Consider the following 22,550-nt stretch of genomic DNA (forward strand, 5'->3'; position numbering starts at 1 on the left):
ACTCACTTAATAATGGCAGGTATGTGTGGTAGAATACATAATATAAAAAATTGCAGCTAAAGGATGGAAACGAATGTTCACTCACGAAAAATCAAAAGCACTTAAAGAAGAAGCAAACAAGACAATATTGGGAGGAGTCAATTCCCCTTCCAGGTCATATAAAGCAGTGGGCGACGGCGCACCTGTCGTGATGGACCGTGCCGAGGGTGCATATTTTTATGATGTAGACGGCAATAAATATATAGATTACCTGGCTGCCTACGGCCCGATCATCACAGGACACGGCCATCCCCGCATCCACGAGGCGATTTCCGAGCAAAGCAGCAAAGGGATATTATACGGAACACCTACGACACTTGAAATTGATTTTGCTAAAAAAATTCAAGAAGCAATCCCTTCATTGGAACGTGTAAGATTCGTCAATTCGGGAACGGAAGCAGTGATGACCACAATCAGGGTTGCACGCGCTTATACGAAACGTAACAAGATCATTAAATTTGAAGGCTGCTACCATGGCCACTCTGATCTAGTACTGGTTGCAGCCGGCAGCGGCCCTGCCCAACTCGGCACGCCGGACTCTGCAGGTGTTCCAAAAGGTGTTGCCGAGGATGTCATTACAGTACCGTTTAATAATATAGAAGATTTTAAAACAGCAATGAATCATTTCGGAGATGAAATCGCTGCTGTACTCGTCGAACCGATCGTTGGAAACTTCGGCATTGTTGAACCTTTTGAAGGCTTCCTCGAAGAAGTGAACCACGTGGCGCATGACAATGGCTCACTGGTCATCTATGATGAAGTTATCACTGCATTCCGTTTTATGTACGGCGGTGCACAAAATCTGCTCAATGTTGAACCGGATCTGACTGCAATGGGAAAAATCATCGGTGGCGGAACGCCAATCGGTGCCTATGGGGGCAGACTTGATATAATGGAAAATGTCGCGCCGCTCGGTCCGGCGTATCAGGCAGGCACTATGGCAGGTAATCCACTCAGCATGGCAGCCGGTCTGGCCTGCCTGGAGGTATTGGAAAAGCCCGGTGTTTATGAAGAGCTGGACCGCCTGGGAAAAATACTTGAAGACGGGCTCGTTGAACTTATTGAAAAGTATAATATCACTGCTTCCATCAACCGTCTGGTCGGCGCTTTGACTATTTACTTCACTGATGAAAAAGTGACAAACTATAATATGGCTGAAGAGAGTGACGGTGAAATCTTCTCCAAATTCTTTAATGGTCTCATTCACAGAGGAATTAATATTGCACCATCCAAGTATGAAGCCTGGTTCATCACAACAGAACATACTGAAGATGACATTAAAGAAACACTTTCCATAGTTGAAGAAGTTTTCAAAAATGATTTATAGGAGATGGTGCCATGCGCTTTGGTGCTAGAGTTTTCAAAACCGGAGTTACAGTTGTATTCACTCTGCTTATCGCCAAATTATTAAATCTGGAACCAACATTGATTGCCGCTATCGCTGCGGTCTTCGCTCTGCAGCCAAACGTCCACCGCTCAGCTAAAAGACTGTGGGAACAATTCCAGGGGAACACCCTCGGTGCGATATCAGCGATTGTGATGGTACTCTTATTCGGCAATAATATTATAATAATCGGTCTTACTGTAATACTGGTGCTCGCAATCCTTCTTTTCTTCAACCTGCAAAGTGTATCCACACTTGCTGTTGTCACTATGATTGCAATTATGGATGCACCTACAATTATGGACGATACATCAACAATTGAATTTCTCGAGGCAGCAGGCGCAAGATTTTCACTCGTTATGCTTGGTGTACTTTGCTCACTGATAGTTAATATCATTTTTATACCTCCCAAGTACGAAACGAAGATGTACCATAACTGCTTTAACATCACGAGCGATATTTTCAAGTGGATTCGATTGGAATTGAATGCTGTGAGTGAATATCAGGTTGTGAAAAAAGATATTGAATCACTCAGAACAAGAGTGGTGACTCTTGAAACCATGTATCTCTGGTATCGGGAAGAAAAGAACTATTTTACTAGAAGATATTTTGCCGAAGCACGCCGTAAGATACTTTTCCAGCAGCTTATTTCTTCAACGAGAAGAGCTTTCGAGTTATTGAGAAAGATCAATAGATTTGAAAATGATTATAATCATCTTGATGAAGATTTCAGATACAGGATCAAATATGAATTGGAACAGCTTATGGGCTATCATGAACAGATATTTATGAAAATCACTGAAAAGATAAAACCTGAAGTACCATCTGATGTCTATGACGTCGATAATCAATTCGAATATTCCATGATGGATAACTTCGTTACATTATATAATGAAGCTGAAACAGAAGAGGAAAAGACACAGTACGAGAACGTATTGGAAGTGATTTCTTCCATACATGAATATTCCAACTCACTCGACAGATTGGACAGGCTGGCATCCAGCTTCTTCAGATTCCATGCGGATAATAATAAGATCAATATTCAGGATGAGACACTCGATATATAAAAAGCAGGTATCCGAATTCGGATACCTGCTTTTTAGTCTTTCCAGCCATTATTTTCTTTGATTTTGCCTTTGAATCTGCTTACGTGGGGGTTTCCTTTCACAATGAAACGATACGGAAAATCCACCGCTTCTTCTTTAGTGTCAATTCCGATCCGCTTCGTCGCTTCGATAATGGCGGGAGTTCTGCCTTCCATCAGCTTCAAAACATTGTTGTTCAGTTCCATTCCATTGTGCAGCTCTCTTTTAATACCAAGCGCCTTGGTCAATTTACCGGGGCCATCGGTTAAATTCTGTTCCCGTCCTCTTCTCTGAATCATTACATCCTTTCCGGTATTCGGCTCTATGCCGCGGATCAATATCCCTTCAGGCTGTTCTTTTTCTTTGGTCAGGAAGTTCATACAATTATGCCCATGCATGGTGTATACATAAATATGTCCATATTCATTGAACATCTTTTCATTCTTCTTAGTGACTTTGCCGCCGAATGTATGGGCTGCGCGATCATCGAGACCCAAATAGGCTTCCACTTCTGTGATGAATCCACTGGTGATTTCACCCTCTACTCTAGTCACAATTTCTTTGCCCAGTAAATTTTTAGCCGCTTCCAGAGTATCATGCTGTAGAAATGATATATCTACTTGTCCACTCATAAACTCATCCTTTAAAATTCATTAATTTATAAGTTTTGAATACTGTATAGATCGTAGTAGGCACTTTGCTTATTCATTAATTCCAAGTGTGAACCGGATTCTTTGATTTTACCGTTGCTCATAACAAAAATCCTGTCGGCATGCGTAATTGTCGAGAGTCTGTGTGCAACTATGATTGTTGTTCTGTTATGGGAAAGTTTCACCAGTGTATCCTGGATAATGCTTTCACTTTCCAGATCCAATGCACTTGTCGCTTCATCCAGTATCAGAATCGGAGGATTCTTGAGGAACACTCTGGCAATTGCGATACGCTGCTTTTGTCCGCCGGACAATTTAACTCCCCGTTCACCCACTTCAGTGTGATAACCCTCCGGAAGATCCATGATAAATTCATGGGCATTCGCTTTTTTAGAAGCTTCTATGACTTCCTCTTCCGTCGCATCCGGGTTGGCAAGCATAATATTTTCCAGAATTGAATCTGAAAACAGGATATTGTCCTGCATCACGAGTCCAATATTATTCCTCAATGACTCTATGGTGTAATTCCTTATATCCGTGTTATCCAGCATCACTTTTCCTTCGGTGACATCGTAGAACCGCGGGATTAAAGTGACCAGGGTCGATTTGCCCCCGCCGCTCATACCGACAAAGGCGACGGTTTCACCGCTTTTTACATTAAAATTGATATCTTTTAATATGTTTGTATCTTCACCATCGTAATCGAAGCCGACATTACTGAACTCGATATTGCCATCCGTGTGTTTCAATTCTTTCGCATCCTCACGGTCCTTCACATCGTATTTTACATCAAACAGCTGAAATACCCTGTCCATGGAAGCAATACTCTGAGTCAGTGTTGTAGATGAGGAAACCAGTCTGCGAAGCGGTCCGTATAATCTGTCTAAATATGCGATAAATGCTGCCAGTGTACCAACGGTCAAATTGCCTTGTATTACCTGGTATGCACCATAACCTACCACGAGCAAGGGTCCAATATCTGTAATGGTGTTTACAACAGAAAAGCTTCTTGCCGTCCACCTTGAATGATCCGTCGCTTTCTCAAGAAAATTGCTGTTCCTCTCATTAAAACGGCCTTCTTCATTCTTTTCCACAGCAAAGCTTTTAATAACATTTATTCCCTGGATCCGTTCATGTAAGAACCCTTGTACTTCCGCCAGTGCCTGAGATCTGTCCCGCGTCAGTCTTCTTAATCTGCCGAAGAAGTACCAGACACCGAATATATAAAATGGGAAGATTATCATAGAGACAAGTGTCAGCTCACCATTCATATAAAACATAATTACAAGTGCAATGATGATTGTAACGAGATCAAGCCAGACATTCATCAATCCTGTCATAATGAAATCTTTCGTCTGCTCGACGTCATTAATCACCCGGGAGATGATTTCCCCGACTTTACTGTTCGAATAAAACTTTGCGCTTAACATCTGTAAGTGGCCATACATTTTCTTTCTGATGTCATATAATATTTTATTACTCGTCCATTGGGCCAGGTATTGTCTGAAATACTCGACCGGTGGACGGATAATTACGAAGATGAAGGAGAAAATCAGGAGGATCCGGATCAACATGTTCACCCTATCATCAACTGTCAGACCTTCAGCAAGTATAATGCTGTCAATTACATATTTGATCAAGAGCGGCAGGAGCAGCGGAATGCCGAACTTCAATATACCGATGATGATCGTCAGCACAATCAGCCACGTATACGGCTTTACAAATTGTAGATAACGTCTAATCAATTAAAAACTTCCCTTTCCAAAAAAACAATCAACTGAAGCCAGTTGATTGATCTTTAGTATGATTTAAAATCGTTGTTGAATCTCTGCTGCCAAACTTTAATGAAATCTGGAGCGAAAGGTCCCTTTTTCCTCTCGATCCATTGCTGGAGAACATCTACATTACGCCTCAAAATTTTGTCTATGTCATCTGGGTAGTTCATACGCTGTTTATGAAGACGGTACTCATCTTCATCCAGCAGATGATATTTGCCGTCAGGATACACTTTTATATCCAGGTCATAATCGATATATTTCAATCCTTCTTCATCATAGACAAAAGGTGAGGAAAGATTGCAGTAGTAATAAACTCCATCTTCTCTGAACATGCAGATTACATTAAACCAGAAATCTACATGAAAGTAGACGATTGCAGGTTCCCGGGTCACCCAGGTGCGTCCATCACTTTCAGTAACCAGAGTGCGGTTGTTGCCTCCGATCACTACATGGTCGGTTCCTTTAAGAATAGTCGTTTCGGACCATACCCGGTGGATGCTCCCATCGTGCTTATAGCTTTGGATTTTAACCCTGCTGCCTTCTTTCGGTATGGATTCGAAACCCATATTCCACACCACCTTTTTAATAATACTTTTATATTATATCATAGGTCTATTTATATTCACATTGTTTGATTTTATGCTTCCAGCTGTCTGTAAATTTTTTGCATCGCTTTACTCATCGGCAGTTCTTCCACTTCATTGAGAGCGATAAAATCTGGATGTGCATCCTTTGTATATAACACATATCCTTCCATATACCATACCTGATGGGTAAATACATGCTTCCCGCTGCCCACATGAATGTTCGGGTGGTCAAGTGTCAGCCCGAGCGCTTCTTCAATGGATTCCACCGAAGTGTCGATGTCATATTTGGGCAGTTCGTACATCCCCTGCAGCAGTGCCCCCTGCTGCTCTCTTAATATAATTTCATCTTTATCATTCAGTATAAAATACACATTATAATATATTTCCTTCTTGGCTTTTGCTTTTTTCTTCACCGGCAGTTCAGCGACTTCCCCTGCCCGATACGCCTCACAATGTTCCTGGACCGGGCACATTATGCACTTGGGTGCTCTGGGAGTACATATTGTTGCTCCGAGTTCCATCAATGCCTGGTTAAAATCACCTGCTTCAAGCGGCATAATGCTTTCAATTTCATGTTTTATGGATTTTTGAACAGAAGCTTTTGTCATATCCCGGTAATCCAGATTAAGCCTCGCCATTACACGAAGTACATTCCCGTCAACAGCAGCAAGCAGATTATTGAAAGCGATACTCTGCACCGCTCCGCCGATATATGGGCCCACGCCTTTCAGCTTGAAAAATGATTCAGGGTTATTCGGAACTTCAGAACCATATGTACTCTGCACTTCTTTGACCGCAGCATGGAAGTTCCTTATCCTGTTATAGTAGCCGAGCCCTTCCCAGTCTTTCAATAAACGCCGTTCATCCGCATCCGCGAGGGCATCCAGGCTCGGATAGTTGGTTATGAATTTCTCAAAATAGGGTATAACAGTAATGACTTGTGTTTGCTGCAGCATGACCTCACTCAGCCAAATGCGGTATGGATCATTCGTGCGCCGCCATGGCAGGTCTCTTTTGTTTGCCTGATACCAGTCCAATAGGTTATTATTAAAATCCGAAATGTTCAGCATGCTGATACCTTCCTCTACATAAATATTTCTCTTTTGAATGGGGAGCTTAATATGGATACTTTAACACATACTTTAATGGGTGGAACAATCGTCGGTCTGGCAGCGATGGACCCGGCAGTCGATCCTATATCTGTAGGTTTCATCACTACCGTTGTAGGCGCTTCACTCGTACCTGATATTGACACGGTTATGAAAATGAAGAATAATGCGGTCTACATTACCCACCACCGCGGAATCACCCATTCCCTGCCATTTACATTTTTCATATGGCCGGTACTATTAACCGTCTTATCTGTAATGCTTTTTGATCTCCCTGCATTAAATATGTACCTATGGATACAGTTTGCAGTATTTTTACATGTATTCGTGGATATATTTAATTCATACGGCACGCAAGCCTTAAGACCCATAAGCGATACATGGATACAACTCGGTGTGATTAATACAGTGGACCTGCCGATCATTGTCATGCATGCACTCTACTTTATCCTGTGGTTCCTAGGAATGTCACCCGTCCTGCTCTTTTTCATTCTGTACGGTGTAATGTTCGTCTATTACCTGGCCCGCGCGAGCATGCAGCAATTGATAAACAGGAAAGTGGAACGGCAGCTTCCCAACGAATATATTACACGGGTGTTCTGTATGCCGACCATCCATTTCTTTGAATGGCGTCTGGTTGCCGTTACACAGCATTCCTATTATGTCGGGCGGAGCTTCCGCGGTAACATAATATTTTATGACCGGTTCAACAAAAGTGCACCGATCGAACAGGAAATATTTGAAGCGGTGAAAAAAGATATCAATTTTAAAGCTTTCACATTTTTCTCATCCATCTACCGCTATGAGGTCAAAGAACTGTCTGAAGATCTGGTTGAAATCAGGTACATTGACCTCAGGTACTTAAAAGACGGGCATTATCCATTCGTATGTATCATGCAGCTGGATAAGAATGATAATGAGATTATCCACAGTTACACCGGCTGGGTATTCTCAGAAAGTAAACTGCAGCGAAAACTGATAAATAACTAAAACGACAGAATGTCAGACATCCTGTCGTTTTTTTCTGAACTGATATAAAGTAAACTTCATCTTACTGTAAAATTCAAGCATCCATAAATATAAAAATATAATTTGCGCAAAGAATAAAATATCATGCGGTAATCTGTTTATGCTCCAGGCGATTTGAACAGCATTTGCCTGAAGGCTGTTTATCACATAATAGAACGGATTCAGGCTTAATATATTTTCAAGAACACCGGGTATTGAGTCAGGCAGGTAAAGTACCGGAACAACAAGCACCAACACTACAAAAACCAGCACGTTCAACTTATTCAGATTTGGTGTTTCAACTGTTAGGAAAACACAGATGAACGGTACGATCAGAATCACACCCAACAGCGTGTAGTAAAGCAATGAGAAAATGTTGATCATCCAGTCATCCACAACCAGTGCAGTAAAAGCACTGTATAGCACCGTAAACATGACAAATATGAAAGTCTGGAAAATGATTGTGGGCAGCATCCTTATATATACCGGCATATAATTCACTTTGACTACCGAATCTTTGTAAAAGGAGGCATTCCTGTTTAAAACAACCATACTGAAAAGCCAGACCGCCGCCATCAGACCAACAATCGTATATAAATATTGGATGATTTTCTGCGGTCCCATAATTGTCACGGCCAGTAAAAGGAAAATCAGTCCTATGGCATATATGAGGAGGGGGGTTAAATTGTGCTTTGAAAAGTATCCCGTCTGATCTAAGAATTGTCTCCACAAATATTTCGCCTTGAAGTTCATCCTGCCCCTCCTATATCTTAATGTAAACCCATGTTTCGCTTGAGGCGTCTAAAATCATATATCCGCCGCCCTGCATTCTGAAAATGACATCTTCAGATTCAATTCCAAATTCTTTATATAACCCTTCTATATTCGAAGCGGGAAGCGTCATCGAAAATACGCCCCCGTTCCTGAAGTGATATGTGACAGGAAAACCTGAAACTGACGCATGCCTTTCATCCGATGATGATAAATCAAAGTCTTCCACTACTGCGCTTTTTTCCCTGCCCAAATATTTACTGTAGAACTGGTAGGCGTCAACGAACCGCTCATTTGTGTAGGGAAGCAGTGATTCAAAGGCCGCATCAGGGTACAGGCTCGCCGGATTAAAGTAAATCAGCTTGTCTGCATCCACTTCGAATTCCTCACCATCGAGAATCACCGTATAGTTCTCTTCCTGATTTGATTCAACCTCAACCAGGCTTAAATGAGAGAGGACCTGATCGCCGAGCTTCATTTCATCTTCTGCCGTCAGAGCATAGTAGGTTCTGTCAATTGCCGCTTCTTCATCCGGCACCGTAACAGTCTGATCCTGATTGGTATTCGCAGATCCCGTGAAGTTGATATCCATAAAAATAATGAAACTGGACATCATCATGATAAAGAGCAATACGACGGAAATTATGATTTTCCGGATGTTCAGGCCGTCGATGACACCGGTCTGCTTACGGCTCAATCTTTTAAGCGAGTGCTTGTACCTCGCATATTCAGAAACATTCTGTTTCCATTCAAGGTCAAACAAAGCTTCTTCATCCAGACTTTTGAGCTGGCTCTTCTTCCTCATGTAGTCATTGTATGTATCTACACCTTTTTTAACACTGCCGTCATAGCGTGTTTGTCCATAACTGATCCAGACAAAGTAATTTGCCAGCGTGCTGATCGGTTCAATATCACTCTCCAAAAGGAGTATGCCCCGCTCTGCCTTTTCTTGGTTATTCACCACTTTTTTGAACATCTCTGCATCCTGCTTGGTCAAATGCCGGTACATGTTACAATATATTATGATTTCTGCATCCGTCACTTTGGATATTTCTATCAATATTAATGCGATTTCCCTGCGTGATAAATCTTTGACGGGGATTGTCCACGTTTTTCTGAAGAGCGGCTGCTCTTTCAATTCTTCAATGGCATCTTTAACAGCCCCCGGTTTCATATATTCGTCCAGAAGTTCTGCCACGAAAATACTAACCGGATGTCTATGGTGAATGTGATCCATGACATCCAGACTGAGAATCGAGCTCTTTGTTTTTATCTTTCCTTTAGTAACATCAAGTGTGCCGCTGACTACTTCTTTTAAATAGTAAAGTGATTCATAGTCCGACAGAATACCAAGCACTTCTCCTTTATAAAGGTGAAATGTGACATCTTTTAACATCAGACCCTCTACCCGGCCGAGCATACGGTCCTTAAACTTTACCGGTTCTTTAGCATACGTCAGGTTTAATGCCCTGAGCAGAATGATGTCATGCATCGAATCAACCTTTCTTACTCAACTGGAGCATGCTCACTGGAATACCCGTCTCTTTCTCATCTCCACCGACATAAAAGCCCCATGCGAAAATCCCTTTTATATATTCTACCTTAAAATAAAAATCTTCGTTACTGATTATCTTATAGATTTTCCCCGGCTCGATAAGGGACAGATCTATTAAATAGCTCTCTGCAATAAGCACCTGGCGTTCGAGCACCCTGTACTCATTTTCAACGCCCATCATTTCCGCTTTACGCATTTTTTCTCGTTTTTCAACGATGTAAGCCTCTATTTCCCGTCTTGTCATTGTATTAAATGAACTCATCTTCTATACCGCCTAACTTTTCCTGAATCATACCGTAATCATAGCCTCTCCGCATCAATGCCTGGATAAGCTTCTGTTTTGAGGCATGGGTGGTGTCTTTCTTCATATGCTTATTGTAATACTTTTCGAAGTCTTTCTCAAAATGGGACTGTTCATCAAATGCATCATCATCAAATGAAATCATCCCCATGTGATCTTTAGTGTACCCTTTTTGGTAGAGCTTTTCCTGCAATTTCATCTTAAACTGCCGGTAGGCACCCTTGTGTCTTTTAAGTTCTTTATCTTTTATCTTGTTCATACGTTCTGCATCTATTTCAGAGTCGAATATATCCACCATTCTGACGATGATATCTTCATCAACCTGGTGTTTTTTCAGTTCTCTCTGAAGGGCTGTCGGCCCTTTGTCGCCAGTGTTAAGCATAGTGTTCTTCAATGCTTCGGCATAATGGCTGTCATTGAGATACCCCTCGTCTTTGAGGCGATGAATGGTTTGAGAAACTATTTCCGCTTCATAATCCTCATTCAGGTGCTTTCTCATTTCACTGACAGAACGCAGTTTGTAACTGATATATTTTAGAGCATCCACATATGCTTTATCATATTGGATTGCATTCAGTACGCGATTATACTCTGCTTCGTCAAATTCAGTACCGGTTATCAGACGGTATCTCACCAGTGACTCCTCATGTGCTTTAAAAGAATCACCATTGTCCATCACTATTTTGAACATGCCCCGCTTAAGTTCAACTACCTTTGCAACGCGCATTTAAACACCCCTAATCCAGAAGATCTTTTGCAAAAAACTCTCTGAGCGCTTTAGATCTATCACGTCTGTGGAGACGATGTTCAGCTCTTTCTTCACCTGTTTCATCCAGCCATTTCAGTCTGTCATTATCCGCTATTAACTGCGGCACTTTGATTGGTTTCTTGTCATCACTCAATGCCACAAATGTCAAAAAGCTGAAAGCCGCGAGTTTAGCGTCCCCTGAATTCTCCGGGTCCTCTTTTGAAATTTTCACCAACACTTCCATTGAGGAATTGCCTGTGTGGGTGACCATCGCCTCCAAAGTAACAACTTCTCCCAAATTGACCGGCTCAAGAAAATCAACCGAATCGATGGATGCCGTCACCACTTTCGATTTTGAGTGACGTCTGGCCGCAATCGAAGCCACATCATCTATGTATTCCATCAATCTGCCGCCGTACAATGTATTATGATTATTTGTATCCGGTGGTAAAACATTTGCAGTCTTCACTGTATAAGATTCAGACATTTTCTTTTCCATACTATCCCTCCATATTGAGCACTACTATAATAGCATATTTTAAACAAGAAAAAAGGAAGGGATAAGCGATATCCCTTCCTGAAAGTCATTTACCTATTATGATAAATTAAATTTTACGTTCCAGCGCTTCTTCCGGAGTATCGATTATAAGTGCATCCTTGCCAGGAAGAGCTTTAGTCAGGAAGTATGACAATACTCCTGCGAAAGCGAATATCGCAAAAACGAATGCTACAAGAACTAAAAACATCATTCCAAAACCCATAGGTATCCTCCTATTGAACTTTTCGTATTAATTCAATTCTATCATATATTTCCCTTTTTGCATCAATAATTTAAAACGCCCAGTTACCTTTTTCGAAAACTTTTGTTTCTTTTCCCTGATCATCGATGCCATAGATGTTCAGTTCCTCAGAACCGATCATAAAGTCGACATGGCTGATCGAGTCATTCAATCCAGCTTTTTCAAGTTCTTCCCGGGACATGGACTTCCCGCCTTCGATACAGAAAGCATACGCACTGCCCAAAGCGATATGGCATGAAGCATTCTCATCGAACAATGTGTTATAGAATAATTTACCCGTATTAGAAATCGGTGAATCATCCGGCACAAGAGCGACTTCACCTAAATATCTTGAACCTTCGTCTGTATTAAGCAGATTTTCAAGCACTTCATAACCGGTTTCCGCTTCAAAATCCACCACTTTACCCTCTTTGAATGTAAGCTTGAAATTATCGATGATGTTGCCGCCATGGCTCAGAGGCAATGTATTCGATACATATCCGTTCACCCCTGTCCTCTCAGGCACGCTGAAAACTTCTTCAGTCGGCATGTTGGCCATAAAACGCTCTCCGTCTTCATTGACACTTGAAGCCCCGGCCCATAGGTGGCCTTCAGGCAGCTGCATTACAAAGTCCGTTCCGGGCGCTTCATATCTTAATGCTTTATATTTTTTGTCATTCAGATAGTCCACTTTCTCATGAAGTGTCCGATCCAGTTCTTCCCATGCTTCAACCGGATTTTCAGTATCTGCACGCACAGTGTATAAAATGAGGTCCAGCAGTGCTTCTACCGCCTCATCGTCACTTTTATCCGGGTAAACAAGCTTTGCCCACTCAACAGATGGATAGCCTGCGACACACCAGCTGTGATAGTCGGATTGTATACGGTTGGAGAAGTCTTTGAATGCATTTCCGGAGGCGATCTGCATCTCCTGCAGTTTGTCAGGAGCCACACCCTTCAGCAGTTCAGGAGAGGAGGATGTAATGCTTAAGAACCCTGCCTTTTCATCCGAATAATGCATTCTTTCATCAATCGTCCACTGATGAATGGTACTGAGTTCTTCTTTCGTCTGATAATCAGCATGCAGACGGGTTAAAGTATCATCAGAAAGACTCACTTTAACTTCTTTCGCCCCTTTTTCATATGCCTTTTTTGTTACGCGTCTGATTAAAGGCAGCGCATCGACACTTGATCTTACAAAAACACGGCTGTCTTTTTGTACATTCAGGCCGACTTCCACAAGTAAATCGGCATATTTATCCAGCTTTTCATCAAGTTTCTTCAAAAATGCTTCCTCCTTTATAACTTCCTGAGTTTTGAGAGTTCTTCAATAATTGCAGATTGTTCTATAGCAGAAATTGTTGACCTGCTTTTAACCATATTGTGTATTTCTTCGATTTCCTCAATGTTTGCGTCATCGAAATCTTCGGGTCTGAACATCCCTTTGTTTACTACTTTCAGCTTATCTTCAATTTCTTCCAGCATCTTGCTTTTATCCATTCGTAAGCCCTCCATATCGTTTCTATTGACATATTTATATTAACAAAGTTCTATTGATAATAAAATTTAAAATCGTAATATTGGATGAATATAGTTTAAAATTGTTTTAGAATGGATATAAGCAACTATGACAAGTACTAAAAAGGAGAATGAAAATGAAAAACAAAATTATTCCTGCAATCTTGATTGGTGCTGCAGTCGGTGCAGGCCTCAGCTTAATTGATAAGGGCACAAGGGAATCAGTAATGAGCAACACTAAAGATCTTAAATATTATGCCAAAAATCCGGATGAGGCAAAACAGAAGTTATCTTCCAACTCGGGGCAGTCATCTAAATTCGATTCCCTTAAGGAAGAAGCGAAATTCTGGAAAGAAACAATCGAAGAAATCAGACAAAACAATCCGGAATTAGAGGAATCCATCAAGGACGCCAAAGATACGTTTATGAAAAAGCGCGATCAGAAAAATTTGAATTAGAATAAAATATCAGAAGGGCTGACCAGGAGTTGGCCCTTTTTTGATAAAGAGGTGAGGTTTATGGCAGAAAAAAATTCAAACTCAGATTATTTGAATGAAGCAAAACAGTCCGAAAGACAGGAAAAAACAAAAAACGCTTCAAATGAAAACAATGAAACATTCGTTGAGGATGTAAAATTCAAATCAAAAACACCAAAGAAATCGAATCAAGAATTATACGTTTCAAAAATCAATAAGCCCGCAAAAATAAAAGAAGATCCTAATTTCCTTCAAAGGTTAATGTTTAAGTTTTCCAAAGATAATACATCGGGCATGGCGGCACAGCTTGCCTATTATTTCCTGCTGGCAATCTTCCCACTGCTGATTTTCCTGCTGACACTGGTGCCTTTATTCCAGATAGATCAGGCAACAATCACCCAGATGATTCAAGATTATGCACCGTCTGATATTGCCGGTATGCTGGATAAGATCATATCCGACGTCATGAGTTCATCCAGCGGCGGCCTGCTCTCAGTAGGTTTAATCGTTACGCTGTGGTCTGCTTCGAACGGTATGACAGCTCTGATGAATGCTTTCAACGTCGCTTATGACGTAGAGGACGACAGAAATTTCATAGTGGCAAAACTCTTTTCAATATTTTTTACAATTATCCTTGCACTTTCGGTCATACTGACATTTGCATTGATTGTATTTGGTGAACAGATCGGCAACCTGATGTTTGGCGTCATCGGACTCGACAGCCAGTTCCAGACATTGTGGAATCTGGTAAGAAGCATTCTGCCTGTACTGCTCGTATTCGTAGTATTCCTTGTGATGTATACTACCGCACCAAATATTAAACTGGGCATCAAGTCGGTTATCCCGGGAACCATATTTACGACGATCGCTTTCCTCCTTGCATCATGGGGGTTCAGTTTCTATATCTCAAACTTCAGTAACTACTCCGCAACTTACGGAAGCATCGCCGGTGTGATCATTTTGATTTTATGGTTATATATCACTGGTGTTATAATAATATTAGGCGCACAGATCAATGCAATCATGCATAAGCGTACTTTACGAAAAGAGAAAGAGGAAAGCACAAAAGATGAGTCTATTGCATAATTTGCTTGAATTCAATCAGCAGTTCGTAGAAAACAAAGAGTACGAGAATTACAAAACGACAAAATCGCCGGATAAGAAGATGGTCCTTGTTTCCTGTATGGATACGAGACTGACTGAACTTTCCACTAAAGCACTCGGCCTTAAAAATGGAGATATTAAACACATCCAGAATGCCGGTGCAATGATTTCCCACCCTTACGGCAGTACGATGAGAAGTATTCTGGTTGCAGTATATATGCTTGGAGCCGATGAAGTGGTCCTTATGGGTCACCATGATTGCGGTTTTGGAGCACTCCAGCCGGAACCCGTTATGGCAGAGATGGAAAAACGCGGTGTGAATCCAAATGTATTTGAAACCCTGAAACATTCCGGCATTGATATCAAAGAGTGGCTTAAAGGGTTTGACAGTGTCGAAGAGAGCATCACTGAGAATGTTGCAAAAGTCCGCAACCACCCTCTTATGGTACCGGATATTCCAGTACATGGATTGGTGATCAGCCCCGATGACGGGAAAGTGGATCTGGTCATCGATGGTTATGAAAATAGTTAAAAGAATTCGTATAACGGGTGTTATTTTACACCATTTTGAGGTATAATATAGGTAAGGAGGGGATAGAGATGCGTATCAAGGAAAGAGGTACTCCCGAACGCGGTATTGACCGTATGCTCAACGAAGGCGGCGGAGGCTCTGCTCTGAATGACTTACTCGACCGACATCTTGATGAAGAGACTCCCCAAAATACCGATGAAGTCCTTCTGGAAGATCAATTACCGGAAGATGCAGACAATCCTGATGACAAGAAGAAAGCGCTCTAGAGTGCTACTGCATTCAAGGGATTTAGTATAGAAGGATGAAAAAAAGCTGGTTCTCTAATGACTTAGAGAATCAGCTTTTATTTTTATTCTTCAACGAGCGTCAGCAGTTTGGGACCTTCGCTTGTCACTAAAATCGTATGTTCTTTCTGTGCTACAAAACTGCCGTCTTTTGTTTCGAATGCCCAGTCATTTTTGCCATCAGTTACAAATGACGCATTGGAAGATATGAATGGCTCAACTGCGATGACCATTCCCTCTTTCAGCAGTTCGTTGTTCGTCGGCTCATAGTAGTTCATAATATGCTGCGGTGCGTCATGCAGGCTCTTGCCGACACCATGGCCTGTCAGGTTTTTTATTACTTTCAGTCCATTTTTGCGTGCAACCTTATGAACCGCCCTGCCGATCTGGCTGACTTTCGTACCCGGTTTAATCTTTTTGAGGGCTTCATCCAGGGCTGCTTCACAAATATCCACGACTTTTTGCTTCATCGGATCTTCGCTTTCACCGACAATGAATGAAATGCCCGTATCGGCAAAGTATCCATTTTTCTTGGCGGATACGTCAACATTTACAATATCCCCGTCATTAAGCACGCGCTTTCCCGGTATGCCGTGTGCAACTTCCTCATTGACGCTGATACACGTATATCCCGGAAAGTCATACTCACTGATCGGTGCACTTTCTGCTCCCATTTCTTTGAGCAGTTTACCTCCGATATCATCAAGCTCTTTAGTCGTCATTCCCACTTCTGCGGATTCTACAAGTGATTTAAGCACTTTGCCGCAAATCTGACCAATTTCTTCAAGGTGTTTCAGTTCTTCATCAGTTTTGATAATCATTTTATTCCCTACTTACTTTTAAAAATATTTTTTCATTTATTATTATAACAAATTCTCCATGCTATACTGTCATTACAGCTCAAAATTACAGAGAAAGAAGTTATTATATGACTTTCGATATTCGTAAAATTATTGGACCAAGAATTATAAAAACCGGTATTTCTACATTCCTGACGGCAATCATCTGCATGGCGCTGAATTTACCACCGATATTCGCTGTCATTACAGCAATCGTTACGATAGAGCCGACTGCTTATGCTTCACTTAAAAAAGCGTATGTCAGGTTTCCCGCCTCTATCATCGGCGCCTTTATCGCTGTCGTGTCTCTTTATATATTCGGCGAAAGCGCATTTACCTATTCGCTCGCAGCGACACTGACGATTTTCATCACCTATAAATTAAATCTGCAGGCCGGTGTACTTGTCGCCGGGATTACAGCAGTCGCGATGGTTCCTTCTGTAGGGGATGCCTATCTTTATAATTTCCTGTCCCGCCTGGCAACGACTACGATCGGGCTGGCAACGAGCACCTTAGTCAATTTTTTAATCCTGCCGCCTAAATATACGAATCAGATTCAGGAGATTACCGATTCCACTACAAAACAGACGCACAACCTGTTAATAAGAAGACTCCGGGAGCTGATAGACGGAAAATTTATATCCCGCCAGTCTGAAAAAATGTATGGAAATATCCAAAACCAGATTACTGAATCGGAAAAACTTCTGAAATACCAGCAGGATGAATTTACCTATCATAAGTCAAAACGTGAAGAGATGCGGCTTATGATTAAACTGGAACGTGAAATCCAATTCAAGAAACTGTACTTTACCCATGTCGGTAATTTAATATATCTGCCTGAAAATATAGCAATCCATTTTTCTTCAGCCGAAAAAGATGCACTGCATGAAATCATCCAATATCTTGAGTCTGACTTTTCCACTCTAAAAATGACCAATCCCGCAATCCGCTCGATAAGGCGTCAGATCAGAGGCATGGATGAAGACGCAGATTCTTTCAAAATTCATGTGCTGTATGAAATTATAATTATTTACCAGATGATTCTGCAGCATGAAAAAACCACCGGCGAACCCAAGAAGGTGAACACAAAAGTAAGCACTGATTAACGGCATCTATAAAAAGTCGTATATCGTCAGATTGCGGTACGTCCGTTCCGATAAATGGGAGACACTCACCCCGATAAGCCTGATTGACTCTTCGGGGCTTTTAACGTCATGATATAAAGAATAAGCATAATGGAAAATCTCCTCCCCCTGAAAAATAGGATTATCCGTCATCATCTGTTTCGTATGTGTTGCATAGTCTGCGGTCTTCATCTTAACAGTGACCACCCTGCCTGCAAATTGGTGCCTGTCCAGGTTGACGCTTACTTTTTCACTTAATGATTCCAGCACTTTAAGGATTTCTTCATCGTCATTAATGTCATAGTTGAAAGTGGTCTCTTTGCCCACAGATTTCCTGACCCTTTCGACCTTCAGTTCTGCTGTGCCAATGCCCCTCGCTTTCTGATAAAGGCTTTCTCCCCTTTTTCCAAACTGCTGGATGAGTGCTTCTTCCGACCAGTTATACAGATCCTGACCGGTATTTATGCCGAGGCCCTTCATTTTCTCTTCGGTCACACGGCCGACACCCGGGAATTTCCCGATGGGCAGCCCGTTCAATACATCCTGTACATTGCCATAGTGAAATACTGTGGTCCCTGCAGGTTTATTCATCCCCGAAGCGATTTTAGCCAAATACTTGTTATAGGAAACGCCGCTGGATGACGTCAGCTTGGTTGCATCATATATTTCTTTTTGTATGCTGATTGCAATCGATCTCGCAGTTCTATCCCGGGAGACCAGATGTGTAATATCAAGATATGCCTCATCCAGAGATAGCGGTTCGACGACTTCAGTATATTCAAGGAAAATATCCAGGACAGTTCTGGATATTTCTTTATATCTGTCAAACCTGGGCGGCAGATATATGCCGTCGGGACACAGCTTATGGGCCTGCTTGGTCGGCATCGCAGAATGCACACCGTACTTCCTGGCCTCGTAACTCGCTGTGGCTACGACTCCCCGGCTCCATGATTTTCCGCCGACGATGACAGGCTTGCCCCGATACTCAGGGTTGTCCCGCTGCTCAACCTGGGCAAAAAACGCGTCCATATCAATATGAATAATCCTTCTTTCCATTTCCCTCACCTGACAATAGTTTTTAATCACTTTATTATAGCATAAAAGCGAACTAACGTTCGCTTATCGTTAATTGTTATTCGGCTGTATTTCATACAGGGTCATGCCCACATTGGTATCTTCGGCATATTTTAAATTCCTGTATTTCATCATCAGATATACATAATAGAAATCGCCTGCACATCCGCCCGTATGAATGGCGAGCAGGTATTTATAGGAAGCGTGCGGGAAAGTGATCATCAATAATAACAGTACAGCAGTTATGATGATGAACGGCATCAATATGATGATGGCATACTGTTTTCTGGTATAGACTTCACCCGGTGCCGTGGCATACAGCATGCCGGACATATAGCCGAACTTCACTTTGGATCCGGGTGAAAATAATTTGAAGAAAAGGCCATGTATGCCCTCGTGAATTGTAAATACTGCAAAGAGCAGTGCCAAAGTGATCAGTATTGTGCTGAAGGCAACCGTGAATTCAATTCCGCCTTCTGTAAACTGTTCAAAGAATACTCTGCCATCCACCCAGAGCGCAGGAACAAGCAGTATCAGAGTGACCACCAATGATATCACTGTAATGGTCGTTAACGTTTTTTTATCTTCAAAGATGTTCAATTCATATTTATCGATGGTTTCTCACCCTTTCCATGACTATTTCATAGTGATGGGCTTCATGGATCTTTGCCACCTTCACTGTTTGTATAATGTTCGGATATCCGGGCACAGGGTCCGGATATCTGATCCAGTATAACTCATCTTTGCTCAAGTCTTTTAAACACTTTTTGAGTTTTTCCGTTTCCGACTCCAGCATCAGCCTGAGTTCCCCTTTGGAATATTGTCTTTTCATATCGGGAATCAGTATGAACGGTGCTTTCATCGTTTCACCGGCATAGATGTTTTCCATTCTGCCATCATAATGTTCCGGAGTCCGATGTAACAGATGCATGTACATTCTGGATAAGGGAATATAAATTTCAGACAGCTGACGCGTTAATCTCAAAAGCAGGTAACAGTGATAAATCACTTCACCCACGCTCCACTTATCCGGGGTTACTCTTTCGTATATGTCATCATTAAATGCGTCGGTACTGAAATAGTCATTCCGCAGCGCTTCCAGTTCATCGAAAATTTCTTCAAGTGTTTTATCCATATATCTCCACTCCCCCGGTCCATCATATTGCTCAATTTAAAAATTTATATCCTACGCCCCACACTGTTTCTATAAACTTCTCATCCCCCTTCTCGATTTTCTCTCTGATCTTCCTGATATGGACAGTCACTGTACTGAGATCCCCGAAAGCTTCCACACCCCATATTCTGTCAAACAGGTGCTCTCTTGAGAATACCTGATTGGGGTGCGTGGATAAAAAGTGCAGCACAACCAGCAATATATTGGACAATAGCAAACGCTGTCTTATCGACATCGGCTCACCCCGGCTTCCCGATAAAATTATTTTAAAAGCTTTTTTATGACGAGTGCCGCCAAACCCAGTACTGTTCCCATTATTATACCCGTCATGATACTGCTTAATACAGCCGCACTCCTCGGGATTAGAATTTTAAAGTATCCCGGGGCGTTCACAAAGTTCCCGCCCAGTTCGGGCGGCATGGGAAAAGCAGCACCCCATAATATTTGATGTGCCGCCGCCAGCAGCACCCCATGAAATGCACCAAGCACCAGCATCGATCTAAAAGGGTGCATCTCTTTTTTCAGCACTGCGATGGATACCCATATGATGACTGGGATAAAGACGAATAGTGCATTTATGAAAGTCCCTTCGTTCAGCCAGCCCAAATCATGTCCGATCACCCGGGGCACCCCCAGAAATGCCAGCAGTAAAATACTTAGAAATGATAAACCCGTAAATTGTTTCATAATCATTCTCCTTTAATTTTGATATATACAGAGAATAATTGATAGAAATTATTAAACTATAATCCAAATCTTAAATATTTCTTAAGTTTTTCACCCATGTCCCATCCCCATTTGCGTTATAATATTGGGCGGGAGTGATTTACATGTCAGCATACACAATCGCAGGCGGCGGCATTGCCGGTGCCTCCATAGGGTATCATCTTGCCAAAGCCGGCCACACAGTAACGATATACGATCGTGGGGACACGGGTCAGGCGACTGCTGCTTCAGCCGGTATCATATGTCCCTGGGTCAGCCAGAAACGGAACAAAAACTGGTACAGGCTGGTGACGGCGGGTGCAAGATACTATCCTGAATTTGTTAAAACGATAGAAGCGGAAACCGGAGTTTCCACCGGCTATAAGCGGGAAGGTGCCCTTTGCCTGTTTAAAGATGACACTGTTCTGGAGAAAGGGTACAACCGTATTTATTCGAAAAAAGAAAACGCCCCTGAAATGGGAGAAGTATATAAAGTGCAAAGAGAAGATGTTAAAAATATGCATCCGCATCTGACGGATCTGTATCCCGGCGTCTATGTAGAAGGCGGCGGCCAGATTGAAGGCGCCAACCTTCTGAAAGCTTTGAAAGCCGGATTCCTCCACCATGGCGGGACATGGATCAACGAAGATTTTGACCGTTCCAAATCGGCCGGCCTGTTAATCTATACTTCAGGTGCCTGGGCCATCGAACAGGGATACCAGCCTGAAATCAGGCATCAGCGTTCGGAAGTTTTCCACTTTGAAGTTAAAGAAACGGTTAAAATATCGGATACACCGGTCGTCATGGCACTCGGCCCCATCTATCTGGTTGAACTCGGTGCCAACCAATATGCAATCGGTACGACCCATGAAGTGACAGAGAGTTTCTCTACAGAGCCTTCGCAGGAAAACTATGAATACCTTAAGGGATTGGCACAGCGATACTTCCCCGACTCTGAAATCGAGGATATCAATATGATGGTCGGACTTAAACCGTTTGCCCGGGACTACATGCCCTATATCGGCTACGTTGAAGATAACGTATTCGTTGCCAATGGACTGGGCTCCACCGGACTCACAGCGAGCCCGGTACTCGGCCGGGAAGTTGCAAAGTTTTTAAACAACGAAGAGACCGAGTTGAACTTTGATGATTATTCATATTTATAAAAATAAGAACCCGCGGGATTATTAAATTCAATCTCGCGGGTTCTATAGCTTATATTAATGCCTTGATGACGGTAAACGTATAAAATATTAGTATTCCGGCATTTACTATGAGCAGTCCTATTGATAACATGTTTTTTCTGAATTTGACATCTACACTGCTGAACATCGTGCCCAGAATTGCCAGTAATAAATTCAGGACCCAAATATATGAAAAATCAAAAATAATACTTAGAATAATGATAAGTACCGGTATCGCCGCACAAAACACTCTTAACATAAGTATTCCTCCCTATGCATCCGGACAGCTCAATTGCCATTTGATACCAAATCGATCAGTAAGCATCGCATGTCCTTTGGCGAAAAATGTCTCCTGCAGTTCCATCTCAACTTGCCCCTGATCCTTAAGAACATTATAGGCATTTCTGATATATTCCAAGTTTTCATCTGTCACGGCCACTGTTATATTATTACCTTCAGTAATTTCAGAATGGCTTCCACTATCCGAAAACATGATTTCACTGCCCCTCACGTTTATTTTTCCGTGAATGATTAAATTCTTATTCACTGAATCAGCATACGGCTCCCCGGGAACCTCTCCGTAGCTCATAAGTTCCGCCGATTCTGTCTGAAATGCCGATTCATACAGTTCAGCCGCCGCTTTTGCTTCCCTCTCAAACATCAAATATGGATTTACTGCCATAACAGCCTTCCCCCTCGTCTCATATGAAAACAATCTTTCCTAAAATACCCTTTGAATATA

28 protein-coding genes and 1 pseudogene are annotated in these 22,550 nt (G+C 42.1%); 9 read left to right on the forward strand and 20 right to left on the reverse strand.

The features are described from left to right. Positions 1 to 73 precede the first annotated feature (73 nt). Both ACKRAT_RS10020 and ACKRAT_RS10025 read left to right on the forward strand, forming a co-directional pair. The gene (locus tag ACKRAT_RS10020) at positions 74 to 1,366 is read left to right on the forward strand and encodes a glutamate-1-semialdehyde 2,1-aminomutase (RefSeq protein ID WP_411842273.1); all 1,293 of its coding nucleotides are present in this window, start codon (positions 74 to 76) and stop codon (positions 1,364 to 1,366) included. An 11-nt stretch (positions 1,367 to 1,377) separates the two neighbouring features. After that, entirely contained in the window at positions 1,378 to 2,490 is a 1,113-nt protein-coding gene (locus tag ACKRAT_RS10025) for an FUSC family protein (RefSeq protein ID WP_411842274.1), read from the forward strand. A 32-nt stretch (positions 2,491 to 2,522) separates the two neighbouring features. Here the strand turns inward: ACKRAT_RS10025 and ACKRAT_RS10030 are convergent, their stop codons facing one another. The 4 genes from ACKRAT_RS10030 to mutY form a co-directional block, all read right to left on the reverse strand. Then, positions 2,523 to 3,140 carry a DNA-3-methyladenine glycosylase gene (locus ACKRAT_RS10030; RefSeq protein ID WP_411842275.1) on the reverse strand — a complete coding sequence of 206 codons (618 nt, stop codon included), beginning with the start codon at positions 3,138 to 3,140 and terminating at the stop codon, positions 2,523 to 2,525. A 26-nt stretch (positions 3,141 to 3,166) separates the two neighbouring features. After that, positions 3,167 to 4,903 (reverse strand): ABC transporter ATP-binding protein, encoded by a 1,737-nt coding sequence (locus tag ACKRAT_RS10035; protein ID WP_411842276.1) that lies wholly within the window; start codon positions 4,901 to 4,903, stop codon positions 3,167 to 3,169. Between the two features lie 53 nt (positions 4,904 to 4,956). Then, positions 4,957 to 5,502, reverse strand: a complete 546-nt coding sequence (locus ACKRAT_RS10040; RefSeq protein ID WP_411842277.1) for a DUF402 domain-containing protein — start codon at positions 5,500 to 5,502, stop codon at positions 4,957 to 4,959. Positions 5,503 to 5,573: 71 nt separating this feature from the next. After that, positions 5,574 to 6,593, reverse strand: coding sequence for an A/G-specific adenine glycosylase (mutY, locus tag ACKRAT_RS10045; RefSeq protein WP_411842278.1), 1,020 nt, complete (start codon positions 6,591 to 6,593; stop codon positions 5,574 to 5,576). A 51-nt stretch (positions 6,594 to 6,644) separates the two neighbouring features. Between mutY and ACKRAT_RS10050 the strand changes: the two genes are divergently transcribed. Continuing rightward, positions 6,645 to 7,622 (forward strand): metal-dependent hydrolase, encoded by a 978-nt coding sequence (locus ACKRAT_RS10050; protein ID WP_411842279.1) that lies wholly within the window; start codon positions 6,645 to 6,647, stop codon positions 7,620 to 7,622. Between the two features lie 12 nt (positions 7,623 to 7,634). On the opposite strand, the gene ACKRAT_RS10055 is transcribed toward ACKRAT_RS10050, so the two are convergent. The 8 genes from ACKRAT_RS10055 to ACKRAT_RS10090 all read right to left on the reverse strand — a co-directional run bounded on the left by ACKRAT_RS10055 (position 7,635) and on the right by ACKRAT_RS10090 (position 13,294). Further along, on the reverse strand, positions 7,635 to 8,393 hold the full coding sequence (locus ACKRAT_RS10055) for a hypothetical protein (RefSeq protein WP_411842280.1): 759 nt from the start codon (positions 8,391 to 8,393) through the stop codon (positions 7,635 to 7,637). A 10-nt stretch (positions 8,394 to 8,403) separates the two neighbouring features. Next, entirely contained in the window at positions 8,404 to 9,903 is a 1,500-nt protein-coding gene (locus ACKRAT_RS10060) for a hypothetical protein (protein ID WP_411842281.1), read from the reverse strand. A 4-nt stretch (positions 9,904 to 9,907) separates the two neighbouring features. Further along, positions 9,908 to 10,228, reverse strand: a complete 321-nt coding sequence (locus tag ACKRAT_RS10065) for a YfhH family protein (RefSeq protein ID WP_411842282.1) — start codon at positions 10,226 to 10,228, stop codon at positions 9,908 to 9,910. Further along, positions 10,215 to 10,994 (reverse strand): RecX family transcriptional regulator, encoded by a 780-nt coding sequence (locus ACKRAT_RS10070; RefSeq protein WP_411842283.1) that lies wholly within the window; start codon positions 10,992 to 10,994, stop codon positions 10,215 to 10,217. The genes ACKRAT_RS10065 and ACKRAT_RS10070 overlap by 14 nt, the downstream gene beginning before the upstream one ends. A 10-nt stretch (positions 10,995 to 11,004) precedes the next feature. Next, complete coding sequence (locus ACKRAT_RS10075; protein WP_411842284.1) at positions 11,005 to 11,514, reverse strand: acyl-CoA thioesterase; 510 nt, start codon at positions 11,512 to 11,514, stop codon at positions 11,005 to 11,007. Positions 11,515 to 11,620: 106 nt separating this feature from the next. Further along, the gene (locus ACKRAT_RS10080) at positions 11,621 to 11,776 is read right to left on the reverse strand and encodes a hypothetical protein (protein WP_411842285.1); all 156 of its coding nucleotides are present in this window, start codon (positions 11,774 to 11,776) and stop codon (positions 11,621 to 11,623) included. A 70-nt stretch (positions 11,777 to 11,846) separates the two neighbouring features. Then, positions 11,847 to 13,079 carry an aminopeptidase gene (locus tag ACKRAT_RS10085; protein WP_411842286.1) on the reverse strand — a complete coding sequence of 411 codons (1,233 nt, stop codon included), beginning with the start codon at positions 13,077 to 13,079 and terminating at the stop codon, positions 11,847 to 11,849. A 14-nt stretch (positions 13,080 to 13,093) separates the two neighbouring features. After that, entirely contained in the window at positions 13,094 to 13,294 is a 201-nt protein-coding gene (locus tag ACKRAT_RS10090; protein ID WP_411842287.1) for a DUF1128 family protein, read from the reverse strand. 155 nt (positions 13,295 to 13,449) lie between these two features. Between ACKRAT_RS10090 and ACKRAT_RS10095 the strand changes: the two genes are divergently transcribed. The 4 genes from ACKRAT_RS10095 to ACKRAT_RS10110 all read left to right on the forward strand — a co-directional run bounded on the left by ACKRAT_RS10095 (position 13,450) and on the right by ACKRAT_RS10110 (position 15,690). After that, positions 13,450 to 13,770, forward strand: a complete 321-nt coding sequence (locus tag ACKRAT_RS10095) for a YtxH domain-containing protein (RefSeq protein ID WP_411842288.1) — start codon at positions 13,450 to 13,452, stop codon at positions 13,768 to 13,770. Between the two features lie 60 nt (positions 13,771 to 13,830). Then, on the forward strand, positions 13,831 to 14,874 hold the full coding sequence (locus ACKRAT_RS10100; protein WP_411842289.1) for a YihY/virulence factor BrkB family protein: 1,044 nt from the start codon (positions 13,831 to 13,833) through the stop codon (positions 14,872 to 14,874). Beyond that, complete coding sequence (locus ACKRAT_RS10105; RefSeq protein WP_411842290.1) at positions 14,858 to 15,424, forward strand: beta-class carbonic anhydrase; 567 nt, start codon at positions 14,858 to 14,860, stop codon at positions 15,422 to 15,424. Before ACKRAT_RS10100 ends, ACKRAT_RS10105 begins: the two co-directional genes overlap by 17 nt. 68 nt (positions 15,425 to 15,492) lie before the next feature. Further along, positions 15,493 to 15,690 carry a hypothetical protein gene (locus ACKRAT_RS10110; RefSeq protein ID WP_411842291.1) on the forward strand — a complete coding sequence of 66 codons (198 nt, stop codon included), beginning with the start codon at positions 15,493 to 15,495 and terminating at the stop codon, positions 15,688 to 15,690. Positions 15,691 to 15,773: 83 nt separating this feature from the next. Here ACKRAT_RS10110 and map read toward each other — a convergent pair whose 3' ends face one another. Continuing rightward, positions 15,774 to 16,529: a type I methionyl aminopeptidase gene (gene map / locus ACKRAT_RS10115; RefSeq protein ID WP_411842292.1), complete on the reverse strand. Its 756-nt coding sequence runs from the start codon at positions 16,527 to 16,529 to the stop codon at positions 15,774 to 15,776. Between the two features lie 107 nt (positions 16,530 to 16,636). On the opposite strand from map, the gene ACKRAT_RS10120 reads away from it, so the two are divergent. Next, complete coding sequence (locus ACKRAT_RS10120; RefSeq protein WP_411842293.1) at positions 16,637 to 17,653, forward strand: FUSC family protein; 1,017 nt, start codon at positions 16,637 to 16,639, stop codon at positions 17,651 to 17,653. A 6-nt stretch (positions 17,654 to 17,659) separates the two neighbouring features. Here ACKRAT_RS10120 and dinB read toward each other — a convergent pair whose 3' ends face one another. From dinB to ACKRAT_RS10145, 5 genes and pseudogenes are all read right to left on the reverse strand, one after another. Next, the gene (gene dinB, locus ACKRAT_RS10125; protein ID WP_411842294.1) at positions 17,660 to 18,727 is read right to left on the reverse strand and encodes a DNA polymerase IV; all 1,068 of its coding nucleotides are present in this window, start codon (positions 18,725 to 18,727) and stop codon (positions 17,660 to 17,662) included. A gap of 69 nt (positions 18,728 to 18,796) precedes the next feature. Beyond that, a complete protein-coding gene (locus ACKRAT_RS10130; protein ID WP_411842295.1) occupies positions 18,797 to 19,345 on the reverse strand; it encodes a DUF3267 domain-containing protein in 549 nt (182 codons plus the stop codon). A gap of 7 nt (positions 19,346 to 19,352) precedes the next feature. Then, entirely contained in the window at positions 19,353 to 19,880 is a 528-nt protein-coding gene (locus ACKRAT_RS10135; RefSeq protein ID WP_411842296.1) for a DinB family protein, read from the reverse strand. 31 nt (positions 19,881 to 19,911) lie between these two features. Further along, positions 19,912 to 20,151, reverse strand: a pseudogene (locus ACKRAT_RS10140) (helix-turn-helix domain-containing protein); the annotation flags it as partial. A gap of 29 nt (positions 20,152 to 20,180) precedes the next feature. After that, positions 20,181 to 20,606: a hypothetical protein gene (locus tag ACKRAT_RS10145; protein ID WP_411842297.1), complete on the reverse strand. Its 426-nt coding sequence runs from the start codon at positions 20,604 to 20,606 to the stop codon at positions 20,181 to 20,183. Between the two features lie 143 nt (positions 20,607 to 20,749). On the opposite strand from ACKRAT_RS10145, the gene ACKRAT_RS10150 reads away from it, so the two are divergent. Further along, positions 20,750 to 21,790 (forward strand): NAD(P)/FAD-dependent oxidoreductase, encoded by a 1,041-nt coding sequence (locus ACKRAT_RS10150; protein ID WP_411842298.1) that lies wholly within the window; start codon positions 20,750 to 20,752, stop codon positions 21,788 to 21,790. Between the two features lie 49 nt (positions 21,791 to 21,839). On the opposite strand, the gene ACKRAT_RS10155 is transcribed toward ACKRAT_RS10150, so the two are convergent. Both ACKRAT_RS10155 and ACKRAT_RS10160 read right to left on the reverse strand, forming a co-directional pair. Continuing rightward, a complete protein-coding gene (locus ACKRAT_RS10155; RefSeq protein ID WP_411842299.1) occupies positions 21,840 to 22,067 on the reverse strand; it encodes a hypothetical protein in 228 nt (75 codons plus the stop codon). A gap of 12 nt (positions 22,068 to 22,079) precedes the next feature. Next, on the reverse strand, positions 22,080 to 22,490 hold the full coding sequence (locus ACKRAT_RS10160; RefSeq protein ID WP_411842300.1) for a VOC family protein: 411 nt from the start codon (positions 22,488 to 22,490) through the stop codon (positions 22,080 to 22,082). Between the last annotated feature and the right edge of the window lie 60 nt (positions 22,491 to 22,550).

Origin of the sequence: Salinicoccus sp. HZC-1 (assembly GCF_046736035.1) — a bacterium.
Lineage (GTDB): Bacteria > Bacillota > Bacilli > Staphylococcales > Salinicoccaceae > Salinicoccus.